Source organism: Glycomyces terrestris, assembly GCF_003933745.1.
Taxonomy (GTDB): Bacteria; Actinomycetota; Actinomycetes; order Mycobacteriales; family Micromonosporaceae; genus Glycomyces; species Glycomyces terrestris.
In genome coordinates this window covers 477,316-491,931 of record NZ_RSEB01000005.1, presented here as the reverse complement: position 1 = coordinate 491,931, position 14,616 = coordinate 477,316, and the positions used below count along the sequence as shown (strand labels likewise).

The 14,616-nt window shown below is 74.1% G+C and carries 14 protein-coding genes; 9 read left to right on the top strand and 5 right to left on the bottom strand.

Translation table 11 applies throughout. The features are described from left to right. Positions 1-9 precede the first annotated feature (9 nt). The 9 genes from EIW28_RS20095 (at position 10) to EIW28_RS20055 (ending at position 7,676) form a co-directional block, all read left to right on the top strand. Complete coding sequence (locus tag EIW28_RS20095; RefSeq protein ID WP_197717380.1) at positions 10-1,218, top strand: glycosyltransferase; 1,209 nt, start codon at positions 10-12, stop codon at positions 1,216-1,218. Then, complete coding sequence (locus EIW28_RS20090) at positions 1,215-1,739, top strand: hypothetical protein (protein ID WP_125249476.1); 525 nt, start codon at positions 1,215-1,217, stop codon at positions 1,737-1,739. Before EIW28_RS20095 ends, EIW28_RS20090 begins: the two co-directional genes overlap by 4 nt. Continuing rightward, a complete protein-coding gene (locus tag EIW28_RS20085; RefSeq protein WP_197717379.1) occupies positions 1,732-3,054 on the top strand; it encodes a glycosyltransferase in 1,323 nt (440 codons plus the stop codon). Before EIW28_RS20090 ends, EIW28_RS20085 begins: the two co-directional genes overlap by 8 nt. Further along, entirely contained in the window at positions 3,051-3,698 is a 648-nt protein-coding gene (locus EIW28_RS20080) for a hypothetical protein (RefSeq protein WP_125249475.1), read from the top strand. Before EIW28_RS20085 ends, EIW28_RS20080 begins: the two co-directional genes overlap by 4 nt. A gap of 150 nt (positions 3,699-3,848) precedes the next feature. Next, positions 3,849-4,769 carry a proline dehydrogenase family protein gene (locus EIW28_RS20075; RefSeq protein ID WP_125249474.1) on the top strand — a complete coding sequence of 307 codons (921 nt, stop codon included), beginning with the start codon at positions 3,849-3,851 and terminating at the stop codon, positions 4,767-4,769. A gap of 134 nt (positions 4,770-4,903) precedes the next feature. Then, a complete protein-coding gene (locus tag EIW28_RS24360) occupies positions 4,904-6,664 on the top strand; it encodes a hypothetical protein (protein ID WP_158630475.1) in 1,761 nt (586 codons plus the stop codon). Positions 6,665-6,867: 203 nt separating this feature from the next. Then, entirely contained in the window at positions 6,868-7,071 is a 204-nt protein-coding gene (locus tag EIW28_RS20065; RefSeq protein WP_091031906.1) for a helix-turn-helix domain-containing protein, read from the top strand. Between the two features lie 144 nt (positions 7,072-7,215). Then, on the top strand, positions 7,216-7,317 hold the full coding sequence (locus tag EIW28_RS20060; RefSeq protein ID WP_081687713.1) for a 30S ribosomal protein bS22: 102 nt from the start codon (positions 7,216-7,218) through the stop codon (positions 7,315-7,317). Positions 7,318-7,361: 44 nt separating this feature from the next. Next, positions 7,362-7,676 carry a DUF2516 family protein gene (locus tag EIW28_RS20055; protein WP_125249473.1) on the top strand — a complete coding sequence of 105 codons (315 nt, stop codon included), beginning with the start codon at positions 7,362-7,364 and terminating at the stop codon, positions 7,674-7,676. A gap of 87 nt (positions 7,677-7,763) precedes the next feature. On the opposite strand, the gene htpX is transcribed toward EIW28_RS20055, so the two are convergent. From htpX to nuoK, 5 genes are all read right to left on the bottom strand, one after another. Further along, positions 7,764-8,624, bottom strand: a complete 861-nt coding sequence (htpX, locus tag EIW28_RS20050; RefSeq protein WP_125249472.1) for a zinc metalloprotease HtpX — start codon at positions 8,622-8,624, stop codon at positions 7,764-7,766. A 74-nt stretch (positions 8,625-8,698) separates the two neighbouring features. Next, the gene (locus EIW28_RS24530; protein WP_125249471.1) at positions 8,699-10,396 is read right to left on the bottom strand and encodes a proton-conducting transporter transmembrane domain-containing protein; all 1,698 of its coding nucleotides are present in this window, start codon (positions 10,394-10,396) and stop codon (positions 8,699-8,701) included. After that, positions 10,396-12,207, bottom strand: coding sequence for a complex I subunit 4 family protein (locus EIW28_RS20040; protein WP_187350638.1), 1,812 nt, complete (start codon positions 12,205-12,207; stop codon positions 10,396-10,398). Before EIW28_RS20040 ends, EIW28_RS24530 begins: the two co-directional genes overlap by 1 nt. Continuing rightward, positions 12,207-14,009 (bottom strand): NADH-quinone oxidoreductase subunit 5 family protein, encoded by a 1,803-nt coding sequence (locus EIW28_RS20035; RefSeq protein ID WP_125249470.1) that lies wholly within the window; start codon positions 14,007-14,009, stop codon positions 12,207-12,209. The genes EIW28_RS20040 and EIW28_RS20035 overlap by 1 nt, the downstream gene beginning before the upstream one ends. Beyond that, the gene (nuoK, locus tag EIW28_RS20030; protein ID WP_125249469.1) at positions 14,006-14,326 is read right to left on the bottom strand and encodes an NADH-quinone oxidoreductase subunit NuoK; all 321 of its coding nucleotides are present in this window, start codon (positions 14,324-14,326) and stop codon (positions 14,006-14,008) included. Before nuoK ends, EIW28_RS20035 begins: the two co-directional genes overlap by 4 nt. Between the last annotated feature and the right edge of the window lie 290 nt (positions 14,327-14,616).

Genomic DNA, 14,616 nt, shown 5'->3' with positions numbered 1-14,616 from the left:
CCGGACACCGTGAACGCAGACCGGCACGTCGCCGTGGTGACGCCCTGGTACCCGGACCCGGAGGTGACCTACGCGGGGGCCTTCGTCCGGGCCCAGGTGGAGGCCGTCGCCGGGGGGTGCGCGGAACTGGACGTGTACCACCTGAAGAGCTGGCCGGTCGGGGCCCCCGGGGCGCCGCTGGACGCCGACCCGGCGGTCGTCGAACTCCACGCCCGCCTCCTGGCCCGCTCCGACGTGCCCCTGGCGACCGCCGGCGGCGCCGTCCTGCACCGGGTCCCGACCCTCACGCCCCGCGACCCGGAGTGGATCACCCACTCCGACGCCTCGGCGCGCTGGCTGCGGGCCTTCCTCGGCGGCGCGCCGCTCAAGGCGCCGATCGTCCACGCGCACGTCCCCATCACCGGCGGCTGGGCCGCCCTGGAGAACGCCGCGCCCGGCGCGCGCGTCCACATGACCGAGCACTCCTCGTTCCTCGCGCAGCTGCTGGAGCAGCCGGCCGCCCGCGCCCGGTACGACGAGGTCCTGGAGCGCGCCGACGGCTTCTTCGTCGTCGGGGAGCCGCTGCACCGCCTCATCGCCGCCGAGTTCCCGCACCACGCCGGGAAGCTCGAGTACATCGCCAACCCGATCGACTTCGGCGCCCCGCGCGCCGCGGCCCCGACCGCGCTGCGCCGCTGGCTGTCGGTCGCGGCCCTGAACGAGCGCAAGCGGATCGACTACCTCCTGGAGGCGTTCCGGCGGTGCCGGGAGGAGGACCCGGGGCTGACGCTCACCCTCGCCGGCGACGGGAAGCTCCGCGCGAACCTCGAGGCGCTCGCCGAGGAGCTGGGGCTCTCCGGCTCGGTCGAGTTCCTCGGCTCCGTCGACCCCGCCGAGGTCCCCGCCCTCATGGCCGCCCACGACCTGTTCGTCCACACCAGCCGCCACGAGACGTTCGGCGTCGTCGTGGTCGAGGCCCTGGCCGCCGGCACCCCGGTCCTGGTGAGCCGCTGCGGCGGCTCCGACCAGGTCCTGCGCGGCATCGAGGACGCGGCCGGGCGGCTGTACGACGTCGACGACGACCCGGAGGTCCTCGTCGCCGCCTACCGGGACCTGCGCGAGCGGTACCCCGAGCGGACCAACGTGCCGGCCGCCCGGGAGCACCTGCGCGCCAAGTACTCGTACGAGACCGTGGCCCGCCGCCACTTCGAGGTCTGGGACCAGGGAGCACGCCGATGACCGTCCTGTTCGTGGCCCCCAAGAGCGCCTGGCGCCGCGCGCTCGCCGCCGAGACGCGCGCCGCGGCCGACGCCGGGCACCGCGTCCGCCTCCTCGCCGAGGAGCACCCCGACTGGGAGCTGACCCCGCTCGACGAGCGCGTCGAGGTCGCCTGGACCGGGGCGAGCGAGATCCGCGCCCCGGAGCCGACGTTCGTCGCGATCGTGCTGCGCCGCATCCCGCTCGCGATCCTGCGCCGCCTCGGCCGCGGGCCGCTGCGCGGGCTGCCGTCCTGGTGGCGGCGCACCGTCCTCGGCCCGATCACGCGCCGCCGCTGGCCCCAGACGCAGGCGCTGCGCGAGGCGCACCGCCGCGCGGCCGTCGAGGCGGTCCTCGCCGAAGGGGACTTCGACTGGCTCGTCCTCCACGAGCCGCAGGCGGTCGAGCTGAGCGCCGCCGCGCTCCCCGCGCTCCTGGAGGCGCGGCCCGACCTCGTCACCACCTTCTCCTTCGAGACCCGAGCGGAGGCCGCCCGTGCCTGAGCGCCCGCGCCTGCTCTACCTGGCGTACTACTTCCCGCCCTCGCGCGCCAGCGGCGTCTTCCGCGCCCGGGCGACCGCGAACCACTTCGCGGAGCAGGGCTGGGACGTCACCGTCCTGCGCGCCCCCGACCGGTTCTTCTACGAGTTCGTCCGCTCCGTCGACGAGGCGCTCGTCGACACGGTCGACCCGCGCGTCGAGGTGCTCCAGCCCGAGATGGACTTCTTCGCGTGGGACAACGACCTGCGCAACTACTCCTTCTGGCGCGGGAACTTCCCCGTCCTCGCCCAGCGGCGGTACCAGCGCCGCCTCGACACGACCTTCCCCGAGCACTACGTCACCTGGGCCGAAAGCGCGGTGCGGACCGGGCGGCGCCTGCACCGCGAGCGCCCGTTCGACCTCGTGATCGCCACCGGCAACCCGTTCGCGTCCTTCTGGGCCGCCTGGCAGCTGGAGCGGCGCACCAAGGTGCCGTTCGTCATCGACTACCGCGACTCGTGGACGCTCGACCAGTTCGAGAACACCGAGAAGTTCCCGCCCGGGCACGCGGCCTGGAAGTGGGAGGCGGAGATCCACCGCACCGCGGCCGCGGCCGTCCACGTCAACGAGGCGCTGCGCGACTGGCACGCCGCGAAGTACCCGTACGCGGCCGACCGGATGCAGGTCGTGCTCAACGGCTGGGACCCCGACGTCATGGACGCCGAGGCGTTCTCCTCCGCGCCGGACGAGTCGCGGCCGCTCACCTTCGCGTTCGTCGGCACGCTCACCCACGTGCAGCCGATCGGCTCCCTCCTGGAGGGCTACCGGCTCATGGCCGCGGCCGGGTCCCACCCGGGCGCGCGCCTCGACTTCTTCGGCCACATCGGGTTCTTCTCCGCGCAGGAGATGAAGCTCCGCGCCGAGCTCGGCCTCGACAAGGAGATCGAGGGCGTGACCTACCGCGGGCCGGTCCCCAAGTCCGAGATCGGGACCGCCTACGCCGCCAGCGACGTCCTCGTGTTCCTCAACGGCGGATCCAAGTACGTCACCACCGGGAAGGTGTTCGAGTACATGGCGACCGGCAAACCGATCGTCTCGGTCCACGAGCGCGGCTGCGCCGCCGAGGAGCTGCTGCGGGACTACCCGCTGTGGTTCGAGCCCGCGAGCCTCGACCCGGCCGACGTCGCCGCCGCGATGGCCGACGCCGGGGACGCCGCCCGCAAGGCCGACCCCGGGACCGCGGCCCGCGCCCGCGAGTACGCGCGGTCGTTCACGCGGGAGGCCGCGCTCGCCCCGTTCGAGCAGTGGGCCCGCGACCTCGTGGGCAAGGGGCGGTGACCGCCGTGGACACCGTGCAGGCGGCGCCCGCCCGCGAGCGCATCGTGGTGGTGGCCTTCCGGAAGGCCGCGGTCCCCCGGGTGAACGGCTACCTCGACTACCTCCTCTCCCGCGGGGTGCCGGTGACGGTGCTCGTCGCCGACGGCCAGGGCTGGAAGCAGGCCCCGCGGTTCGACCCGCGCGCCGAGGTCCTGTCGCTCGCGCGGCGCGAGAACCGGCAGCCGTTCGTGTGGACGTACACGCTCCTGGTCGAGCGCGGCCCCGGCGGCGTCCTCCGCCGCGCCGCGCGCCTCCCCGGCCCCGCCGGCGGCGCCGGCCGCCGGCTGGTGCGCGCGCACGCCAAGGCCGTGCGCCTCATCCGCAAGTGGTTCTTCTGGCGCGGCTACAAGGCGGTGCGCGGGCACAGCCTCCGCCGGATCGCGCTGCGGCGCCTGGAGGCGCTGCGCCTGGAGGACGCCCGGCGCGTCGTCATCGCCGACACCGCGGCCGTCCCGTTCGGCTGGAGCCTGGCGCGCCGCCGACCGGACCTGGAGGTGACCCGGGCGATGGACGTCAGCGCCTACGAGCCGCTGCCGGTCACCGACCCCGCCCCCGAGCAGGGCTTCGATCCCGCCCGGCTGGAGCGGCCGTACACCCAGCTGTGACCTTCGGCCAATGTGAACCGGGGTCAGGTCGCGGCTCGCGCCTTGGAAGCTGAGCACTGTTCATTCGTTCAGGCTTGGTTTCCAATGTCGATGCCCTTGCGTTATGCCACCGTGACCTGATCCCGGTCCGTGGGAGGCTACGCTGCACTCATGCTGCGTTCTGTCATCCTCGCCGCCGCCAGGTCATCGAAGATCGAGCGCCTCGTCGGCACCGCGCCCGTGTCCCGGTCGCTCGTGCGCCGCTACGTCGCGGGCGAGACCACGGCCGAGGCGGTCGCCACCACCCGGGCGCTCGCCGCCGACGGACTGCTCGCCACGCTCGACTACCTCGGCGAGGACACCGTCGTCGTCGAGCAGGCCGACGCCACCCGCGACGAGTACCTGAACCTCCTCGCCGCCCTCAAGGGCGAGGGCCTCTCGAAGGCCGCCGAGGTCAGCGTCAAGCTCTCCGCCCTCGGCCAGCGCATCGACGCCGAGCTCGCGTACGACCGCGCCCGCGAGATCTGCACCGCCGCCGCCGACGCCGGCACCACGGTCACCGTCGACATGGAGGACCACACCGTCACCGACTCCACCCTGGAGATCGTGCAGCGCCTCCGCGGCGAGTTCGAGCACACCGGCGCCGTCCTCCAGGCCTACCTGCGCCGCACCGAGGACGACTGCAAGTCCCTCGCCGTCGCCGACTCGCGCATCCGCCTGTGCAAGGGCGCCTACAAGGAGCCCGAGTCCGTCGCCTACCAGAAGGGCCTCGACGTCGACCGCTCCTACGTGCGCTGCATCAACGCGCTCATGGCCGGCGACGGCTACCCGATGCTCGCCACCCACGACCCGCGCCTCATCGAGATCGGCATCGACCGCGCCCGCTGGTACGACCGCGGCAAGGACTCCTTCGAGTTCCAGATGCTCTACGGCATCCGCACCTCCGAGCAGCTCCGCCTCGCCGCCGAGGGCTACCGCATGCGCGTCTACGTGCCCTACGGCGACCAGTGGTACGGCTACCTCATGCGCCGCATGGCCGAGCGCCCCGCCAACCTCGCCGTGTTCCTCCGCTCACTGTGGACCAAGTCCTAGCGGACCCGCGCGCGGCCGGAGGCGGAGATCACCGCCGCCGGCCGCCCCAACCTGCGCCGGAACCGATGGACGCCCAGCGCACGGCCCCCGTCCGCGGCTCGCGCGACTAGCGAACGGCGACTACAGTTGCGAACGTGACTCAAGCCCCCGAGGACTTCCCCCCGGCAACGCCCGAGCACTCCGCGGCCGAGCCCGCCGAGGCGGGCCCGCCCGCGCCGCCGCTCGTGCCGGAGCAGCGCGGCGCCGCCGACGCGCCCCGCGCCGCCGGGCCGGTCCTGCCGCAGGCCGAAGGGGCCCAGACCGCCCTCCCGCAGCCCGCGCCCATGCCGCCGCTCATCGAGCCCACGCAGCCGCCGTCGGCCCTCCCGGTCGACATGGCCCCGCCCGGCATGATGCCCCCCGGCGCGCCGATGGGCGCCCCTGCCATGGTCCCGCCGGGAGCCGTCCCGCCCGGCTACGGCCACCCTGGGCAGATGCCTCCCGGACCGATTCCCCCCGGCCCCGTCCCGGTCAGCGCCATGCCGCCCTGGCCCGGCGGCCCCGCCCCCTACTACCAGCCGCGGCCCGAGCCGAAGCGGAACCACTTCGTCACCTTCCTGGTCGTCGTCGCCCTGGTCGCCTCCTCGGTCCTCGCCGGCGCGCTCGTCAACGGCTGGCGGCCCGGCTTCATCGAGGGCGACACCGGCACCATCGAGGGCCTCGCGGTCGAGCCCGGCGAGGGCACCGTCCCCAGCCCCGGCCCGGACGCCACCCAGTCCGAAATCCTCGCCTACCTGCGCGAGCAGGCCGAGCTCGTGCTCGGCGCCCAGTCCGAGTCGCTCCTCAACGGCAGCCTCGACGGCTGGCTCGCCGCCTACGACCCGACCCTGCACCCCCAGATGACCGGCCGGTTCGAGTCGCTCACCCAGATGCAGGTCTCCCGCTGGGACTACCAGATCGCCTCCGGGCCGATCGAGGACGCCTCCGGCGCCGTCCCGCTCTACGACATCTCGATCGCGCTCTCCTACTGCTTCGTCGAGCCCGCCGACACCTGCAAGGCCGCCGACATCGTGTTCGACACGCGCTGGCGCGCCGACGACAGCGGCATGCGGATGATCGAGGTCGCCAACTCCGAGTTCGGCGAGGGCCCGCACCCGTGGGAGGTCACCGACCTCGTCGCCGCGGTCGGGGAGCGCACCGTCACCGCCGTCCCGGCCTCGATGGAGGCCCGCCTCGACGAGGCCCTGGAGATCTCCGAGGCCGCCGCCGAGAACGCCGACCAGTGGGCGTACTGGGAGAAGCCGGACCGGTACGTCATCTACATCGCCAGCGACGAGGAGTTCGACCTCTGGTTCGGCGGCATGTGGGACTCCGAGGACGTCCTCGGGTTCGCCCTGCCGCTCAACGGGACCATCGACGGCGAGCGCCAGCCGTCGACGTACGCCACCGTCATGGGCGTCGACCGCACCGGCTGGGGCGACGGGCTCGTGTCCGTCATCCGCCACGAGCTCGGCCACGCCGTGACCCTGTGGGCCGCGCCGTCCGAGCGGTACGCGGACGACACCTGGTGGATGGTCGAGGGCGTCGCCGAGTACATCGACCACGGCGACCGCACGCTCGAGGAGTACGACCGCCTGTGGGACGTGCGCGACTACGTGGCGACCGGCGGCTGCGCGACCGACATCCTGCCGCCCGACGAGGACGACGACACGCTCGCCGGCTCCGGCAAGTACGGCTGCGGCTTCCTCGGCGTGCACTACATGATCGACACCTACGGGGTGGACGCGTTCGCCGAGTTCTTCGGCATGACCGCGCGCGAGGGCACCCCGGCGGTCGACGCCGCGCAGACGGTGTACGGAAAGGACTACGCCGCGCTGATGGAGGAGATTACGGCATTCATTGCCCAGACGGTGTGAGATCGGGTGTTGCCGGGTGGCGCGGACTGCCGTAACATGAGCAACATCCCAATCGAAAGACATCAACGTCACGCTTCGTGACGACCGACTTGTTTCGGTTCATAGGGCATTCGCGTCCACCGCACCTCTAACACATCACACAACCCCACGTCCTTGCACAGGCAATAGTGCTCGCAACAGCCCTCGACAGAACGGTGAGACACATGAGCGAACCCGGGGACCTCCTCGACGAGGTCAAGTTCTTGACGGTGACGGAAGTGGCCGAGTTGATGCGCGTCTCGAAGATGACGGTGTACCGGCTCGTCCACAACGGTGAGATCGCGGCGGTGCGGGTGGGGCGCTCCTTCCGCGTCCCCGAGAGCGCTGTCAAGACCTACCTCTCCGAGGCCCTCCAGACGGACGAATGACCCCGCCCGCCGGCTCTGGCCCCGCCACGCGGAAGCTGTGACGGGGCCTTCGCTCGAACTCGCCCGGCGAGGGGGCCGCCGGGACGACGAGCTAGGCTGGTCGGGCTCAAAGTATCGTCTAGTCAACACCTGTGAGGAAGCTCTATGGGCTCGGTCATCAAGAAGCGGCGCAAGCGCATGGCGAAGAAGAAGCACCGCAAGCTGCTCCGCAAGACCCGCGTTCAGCGTCGCAAGCTCGGCAAGTAGCCGAGCCGACCGGCTTCAGAGCACCTGCGGGTAGGCTGGGCCACATGCCAGAGTTCGATGCCGTGTTCGCCTTCGAGGTCCGAGGCGTGGTCTCGCAGATCATCGGGTACGGGGGCGCTCTGCTGTCCCTGATCGCCGTCATCCACTGCGCGGTGCAGAAACCGGAGGCGTTCAACGCCGTCGGCACCCTCTCGAAGGGCACCTGGATCGGGCTCCTCGTGGTGAGCCTCGTCCTGTCGCTCCTCTTCGGCGGCTACGCCGGGCTCAACCTGTTCGCCCTCGTCTCCATCGCGGCGTCGCTGATCTACCTCCTCGACGTCCGGACGGGCATCAAGGACATCGGCGGCAGCATCTACTAGCGCCGCGAACGCCGGAGCGACATCTGACTTGCGGAAAGCCGCGCCAGCCGAGCTGGCGCGGCTTTCGGTGTGCCCGTTGGACTTCCGCTAGCGGACGACGCCGCGGGCCATCTCGCGGAGCCGCTTGACGCGCTGCTCGGTCGGCGGGTGCGTCGAGAACAGGCCCGCCAGGCCCCCGCCGCGCAGCGGCGACTCGATCATCAGGTGCGACTGCTCGGCGACCCGGCTGTCGGCGCGGGCCGGCATCCGGTCGACGCCCGCAGCGATCTTCTCCAGGGCGCTCGCGAGCGCGAGCGGGTCGCCGGTGAGGCGGGCGCCGTCGGCGTCGGCCTCGTACTCGCGGGAGCGCGAGACCGCCATCTGGATCATCCCGGCCGCGACGGGGCCGAGGATCATCGTCAGCAGCAGCACCAGCGGGTTGGGCCGGTCGTCGTCGGACGAGCCGAGCGGGAGGAAGATCGCGAGGTTCGCGATCATCGTGATCATGCTGGCGAGCGCGCCGGCGACCGAGGAGATGAGGATGTCGCGGTTGTAGACGTGCGACAGCTCGTGCCCGATCACGGCCCGCAGCTCGGCGGGCGTGAGCAGGTGCAGGATGCCCTCGGTGACCGCGACGGCCGCGTTCTGCGGGTTGCGGCCGGTCGCGAACGCGTTCGGCTGCATGGTGGGCGAGACGTAGAGCCGCGGCATCGGCTGGCCGGCGCGCTGCGCGAGCTCGCGCACCATGCCGTACAGCTGCGGCGCCTCCGCCTCGGAGACGGGCCGCGCGCGCATGGTGCGCAGCGCGATCTTGTCGGAGTTGAAGTAGGCGTAGGCGTTCATGCCGACGGCGATCACCGCGGCGATGACGACGCCGGTGGAGCCGCCGAAGGCGTAGCCGATGGCGATCACGATCGCCGACATCGCGCCGAGCAGCACCGCCGTCTTGAGGCCGTTGTGGTGCTTCATGGTGGTTGGGTTTCCCTCCTGGTGGGAAAAGCAACATCCTGGTTACGGCCAGTATTTCCCCGGCGGCTGGGGATTTACCGAGAAAGCGCCGTGAAGTCCAGCACGACCTGCGGCGCGAGCGACACCGCGGCGAGGGCGAGCCCGGCGAGGGCCACCGCGACCGCGAAGCGGCGCGGCGCGCGCCCGGCGCGGCCGACGAGGAGGACCCGCGCGAGCGGCAGGTAGTACGCGAGCCCGACGACGGCCCCGGCCGCGACGACGACGGCCAGCCACACCGCGGAGGACGCGAGCACCTCGAGGACCGCGACCTTGGCGAACGTCCCGGCGAGCGCGGGCGGCAGCCCGGCCAGGCCGATGACGGCGAACAGGAGCACAGCCGCCGGCAGCGGCGCGGCCTTCCAGAGCCCGGCGAGCTCGGCGATGCGCCCACCGGGGCCGACATTCACGGCGTCAGCCTGCAAAACGGACTCCCGGGGACCCCCCGATTGCAATGCTGCCAGCGGGGTCCGACGCGGCGGGTCCAGTGGGGCGGCATTTCCGGCGCTTGCCTGCAAACCGGACTCGGGTGGGCCCCCCGGCTGCAATCCTGCCCCGGGGGTCCGACGCTCCCCGGACGCGAGGAGGTCTCCGGTGCCGGAGGGGAGCCCGGTGTCGGAGGGGAAGTCTGCGGTGCCGGAGGCGGTGCCGTTCGCGGTCGCGGGGCGGAGCGGGCGACCGGTCGCGGCGGCGAGGCCGCCCTCGGTGTCGGGGCGGACGGCGGTGAGGGCCGCGAAGGCGCCCGCTTCGAGGAGCACGAAGAACACCGCGTACGCGAACGCGGCCGAGGCGGCGGGGCCGGCCTGGTCGCGGCCGGCGGCGGTCGCGATGACCGCGAGCGGGGCGAGGGCGTACCCGGCGTGGGCGATGCCCGACCAGGCGAGCAGGGACACGGTGCGGCGCTGCACGAGCGCCCCGAGGTTCCCGACCGCGATCGACGCGGTGCTGAGCACCGCGACGACGACCCCCGCGCTCGCCGTCCCGGACAGGCCGAAGTGGACGACCCAGGTGACCGCGACGGCGCCGCCGAGCTTCGAGGCGCTGGCGAGGTAGGTTGCGACCGGGAGCGGGGCGCGTTCGAGCACGAGCGGCGCCCAGGCGTGGAGCGGGGCGGCCGCGAGTTTGAACGCGAGGCCGGCGAGGAGGAGGGCGGCCCCGGCGGCGGTCAGGCCGGCGTGCGCGCCGCCGAGCCCGGCGGCGAGGCCCCCGAGGTGCACGGTGCCGCTCGCGGCGTACAGGAGCGCCGCGCCCATGAGCGCGGTCGCCGAGGACGTCACGGACGCGATGAGGAAGACGGCGCCGGCTTCGGCGCCGTCGCGGCCGGGCCGGGTCACGAGGACGTACAGCGGCAGCGTGAGCGTCTCGAGGGCGACGATGAGCGTGATGAGGTCGCGGGCGCCGGCGAGCGCGACGCCGCCGGCCGCGGAGGCCGCGAGGAGGAACCAGTACTCCTCGCCGCGCCGCCCGCTCAGGGCCGCGACGAGGACGGCGAGGGCGGCGAAGAGCGCGGCCGCGCCCATGGCGGCGTCGTCGGCGACGTAGGAGTGCCATTCGCCGACCGCGAACGTGGCCCGGTCGGGGCCGAGGCCGACCCAGACGGCGGCGGCCGCGGCCGCGGCGAGGCCGATCGCGCAGGCGCCCTTCGCGAACCGGCCCGCGAACAGGGCGGTGACCGCGGCGGCGGCCGCGAGGTAGAGCGGCAGCATGGCCGCGTGGTCGATCGCCTGGACGCGCATCAGAGCAGCCCCTCCGAGAACAGGTCGAGGAGCGGGCCGGGGACGAGTCCGAGGAGGAGCGTCCCGGCCACGAGCGGGGCCCAGACGGCGGCTTCGGCGCCTGAGACGTCGCCGATGCCGAGCGCGGCGGGCGCGACCGGGCCGTGGCTGACGTGCCGGAGCATCCGCAGCAGGTAGGCGGCGGCGAGGAACGCGCCGAACGCGGCCGCCGCGGCGAGGGCGAGCCAGGCGCCGCCGCGTTCGGCCGCCGCGTACACGGTGAACGCCTCGCCCCAGAACCCGGCCAGGCCGGGCAGGCCGAGGGAGGCGAGGGCGGCGAAGCCGAGGAGGCCGGCGAGCGCGGGCGCGGCGAGGCGGAGCCCGCCGAGGGCGGCGAGGCTGCCGGTGTGGGTGCGGGCCTTGAGGGCGCCGGCGAGGAAGAACAGGAGGGGCGTGACGAGGCCGTGCGCGAGGTTCCCGAACAGGGCCGCGCGGATGCCGGCCTCGGTGCCGGCCGCGAACGCGAGGACCACGAATCCCATGTGGCCCACCGAGGAGTACGCGATGAGCCGTTTGATCTCGGGCAGGCGCAGGCACACCAGGCCGGCGACGAGGATGCCGAGCGCGGCGAGGACGGCGAGGACGGGCGCCGCGGCGGCGGCCCCGTCGGGCGCGAGGCCGCCCGCGACGCGGATGAGGCCGTACGTGCCGAGTTTGAGGAGCACGCCCGCGAGGAGGACCGAGCCGACGGTGGGCGCGGCGGTGTGCGCGTCCGGCAGCCACGAGTGCAGCGGCCACAGCGGCGCCTTGACGGCGAAGCCGAGGGCGAGGAGGGCGAACACGAGGAGGGAGGCGTCGCCGCTCACGCCGCCGTGGAGGATGATCGCGCCGAGGTCGGCGGTGCCGGTGTCGGCGACCGCGGCGAACAGGCCGGTCGCCATGAGGAGCGATCCGGCGACGGTGAACAGCGCGAACTTCGCGGCGGCCCGCCGCCGCGCGGCGGGGTCGCCGTAGCGGTGGATGATCGCCCACATCGGCAGGAGCACCGCTTCGAACGCGATGAAGAAGAGCACGAGGTTGTCGGCGAGGAACACGAGCGTGGAGGCGGCCTGCACGGCGAGGAGCAGCGCGGTGAGGACGGGGGAGTGCCACTCGGTCGACTCGGGGCCGTCCCCGGCGGCTCCGGCGGGCACGCCGTGGACCGGCGCCGCCGCTGGGAAAGGGCCCCCGGTTGCGAAGCTACCCGGGGGTTCCTGAAGGGAACCTGAAGCGGGGTCCCGCCCGGCGGGCACGCCGCCGGCCCGGCTCGCGGCCGGGGAAGGGCCCTCGGTTTCCACGGTAGCCGGGGGTTCCTGAAGGGGAGCTGAAGCGCGGTCGCCGGTGCGCAGCCCGAGGACCCGGTCCGGGCCCTGGGGTGGGCCCCCAGTTTCGAAGGTACCGGCGGGGACCTGAAGGGGAGCTGAAGCGGACCGGTCGGCGCCGAGGAGGTCGGCCGCGCGGCGCTCCGCGCCGATCGCGTTGTGCACGCAGCACAGGACCCCGAGTAGGGCGGTGAGGAGGGCCAGGGTCCAGGAGATGCCGTCGACCGCGAGCGAGAACTCGAGGTGCAGCGAAGGCGCCCAGTCGATCGCGACCTGGTGCCACCAGCCACCGGTCAGCTCGCCGTCCGCGGCGAACCACGCCCCGCTGCCGCGGCCCACCGGCAGCAGCGCCACCGCCGCGAACCCGAAACCGGCCGCGCCCGCCCCGATCCAGTGCGCCTCCGGCCGCCGCCGCAGCCCCCACACGGCGAGCGCCCCGACCGCCGGCAGCGCCACCGCGAGCACCAGCATCACGTCCACAGGCCCACCCCGATCGCGACCACCGCCACCACGAGCGTGCCGGCCGCGCTCAGGCGCAGGTACCGGACCAGGCCGCCCCGGTGGCCGGCCGCCGTGCCGTCGGCCGCCGCGAGGGCCGCCCGCGCCGAGCCCTCCACGGCCGTCCGGTCCACGAGCCGCACGTCGAGCGCCGTCGCCGCCGCGCTCGCCGCCGCGGCGAGCCCCACGGTCGCCTTGGCCGCCAACCGCTCCGCGTACAGGCCCTCCGCGAACGCCTCGCGCGCCCGCCCCAGGACCCGCGCCGGGTCGCGGTCCCCGACCGGCTCGCCCGTGCGCCGCCCCGGCCGGTCGCGCCACCACGAGTCGCCCGTGATCGCGAACCCGCCGAGCGTCGCCAGCAGCAGCAGCGCCATCAAGTCCAGGTGCAGCACCGGCACCTCGAACGGCCCCGCGTAGTACAGCGCCCCGACCGCGACCGTCGCGACCGTCAACGCCCACAGGCTGAACGACTCCGCGCGCGGCACCGCCGGCCGGGCCTCGCCGCTCCCGCCGCGCCAGAACAGCAGCAGCCACAGCCGCGCCGCGTACGCCGCCGTCAGGATGCTCGCCCCGGTGCCCGCCCAGAACACGACCACGCCCGCCGGCGTCGCCGCCTCGTAGGCCGCGCCCAGCACCGCCTCCTTCGAGTAGAACCCGCCCAGCGGCGGCAGGCCCGCCATCGCCGCGAGCCCGATCGTCATGGCCCAGAACACCAGCCGCGAATCGCCCGGCCGCAGCCGCGTCCGCGCCAGCGACCCGTCCGTGCCCGCCAGCGCGATCACCACGCCCGCCGTCAGGAACAGCAGGCCCTTGAACGCCGCGTGCGACACGAGGTGGAACAGCGCCGAGTCCCCGGCCGCGACCGCGACGGCCGCGAACATGAACCCGACCTGGCTCACCGTCGACCACGCGAGCACGCCCTTGACGTCGCGCGCCGCGAGCGCGCACAGGCCCGCGCCGACCATCGTCACCGCCGCCACGACCGCGACCACCAGGAGCAGCCCGGGCGGCCACACCGGCAGCAGCCGGGTGAGCACGTACGCGCCCGCGGCGACCATGGTGGCCGCGTGGATGAGCGCGCTCACCGGGGTCGGGCCGGCCATCGCCGGGGGCAGCCAGATCTGGAGCGGGAACTGCGCCGACTTCCCGATGCAGCCGAACAGGATCAGGAGCATCGCGGCGGCCGCCGCGCCCTCGGGCACGGCCGTCAGGGCGCTGATGCGGAACGTCCCGGCCGCGGTCCCGAGGACCATGACGCCGAGGACGAACGCCACGTCCCCGAAGCGCGTCACCAGGAACGCCTTCGCGGCCGCGCCCGGCGCCTGCGGCAGCGTCGCGTAGTGGGCGATGAGGAGGTACGAGCAGGCGCCCATGACCTCCCAGCCGATGAGGAGGAGCACGAGGTCGTCGGCGGCCACGACCAGGAGCATCGCGGCGCAGAACAGGTTGACCTGGGCCGCGAACGGCGCGTAGCGCGGGTCGTCGCGCAGGTACGCGGCCGAGTACAGCTGCACCAGGAGCGACACGGCCGCGGCGGCGACCGCGACGGCGCACGCGCCGGGGGCGAGGTCGAGGGCGGCCCAGACGCGCACGGTCCCGAAGTCGGCGAGCACGACCGCGGTGCGCGGGTTCGCGGTGGCGGCGGCGACCGCGCACGCGAGCGCGGCCGCGGGGCCCGCGTACCCGAGCCAGGCGGCGGCCGCGCGGCGGCGCACCAGGAGCCCGGCGAGCCCGGCGGCGGCCGGGGCGGCGATGAGGATCCAAGCGGCGGTCACCGGCGCGCCTCCGCGCCGGCGTCGTCCTCTTCGGGCAGTGCGTCGGTGTCGATGGAGGCGCGCTCGCGCCACAGGTTGAGCACCAGGGCGAGGCCGACGCCGACCTCCGCGGCGGCGACGACCACGATGAACAGCGCGAAGCTCTGCCCGGTGCGCAGGCCGGCGACGAGGTCGGTGGTGACGAGGACGAGGTGGACGCCGCCGAGCATGAGCTCGGCGGCGGCGAGCTGGAGGACCGCGTTGCGGCGCGTGAGGACCCCGTAGAGGCCGATCGCGAAGAGCCCCACGGCGATCAGGTACCCGATCAGCGGATGCACTGGATCCTCCCCGGAGGGAGGGGATCGGTCGATCGGGGCCACATGGCCCCATCTTGGACCACGCGGCCTGCGAAAGTCCAGACCCGGGGCCGTGTCGATCCAGGGGAAACGGTCGCCGGCGGGGCGGCCGGCGTCCGGCGCGCCCCCGGGGCCCCGTGCGCCCCAGCCCCACCGCGCCCCGGGTGCGGTTCACCGGCGGTTCACCGCGCCGACACCTCCCGGGCCCCTCCGCTTCCCCGCGGGGTCGCGGGGCGCTTCTACGCTCCCGGGATACCGCCCGACCCTCCTCA

Excerpts from the sequence above, each read along its gene's own strand:
- EIW28_RS20060 (WP_081687713.1), top strand. The coding sequence starts at position 7,216 with ATGGGCTCGGTCATCAAGAAGCGGCGCAAGCGCATGGCGAAGAAGAAG.
- EIW28_RS20075 (WP_125249474.1), top strand. The coding sequence starts at position 3,849 with ATGCTGCGTTCTGTCATCCTCGCCGCCGCCAGGTCATCGAAGATCGAG.
- EIW28_RS20040 (WP_187350638.1), bottom strand. The coding sequence starts at position 12,207 with ATGCTGGTGCTCGCGGTGGCGCTGCCGGCGGTCGGGGCGCTCGCCGTG.
- EIW28_RS24530 (WP_125249471.1), bottom strand. The coding sequence starts at position 10,396 with ATGCGCGTCCAGGCGATCGACCACGCGGCCATGCTGCCGCTCTACCTC.
- EIW28_RS20090 (WP_125249476.1), top strand. The coding sequence starts at position 1,215 with ATGACCGTCCTGTTCGTGGCCCCCAAGAGCGCCTGGCGCCGCGCGCTC.
- htpX (WP_125249472.1), bottom strand. The coding sequence starts at position 8,624 with ATGAAGCACCACAACGGCCTCAAGACGGCGGTGCTGCTCGGCGCGATG.
- EIW28_RS20055 (WP_125249473.1), top strand. The coding sequence starts at position 7,362 with ATGCCAGAGTTCGATGCCGTGTTCGCCTTCGAGGTCCGAGGCGTGGTC.
- EIW28_RS20065 (WP_091031906.1), top strand. The coding sequence starts at position 6,868 with ATGAGCGAACCCGGGGACCTCCTCGACGAGGTCAAGTTCTTGACGGTG.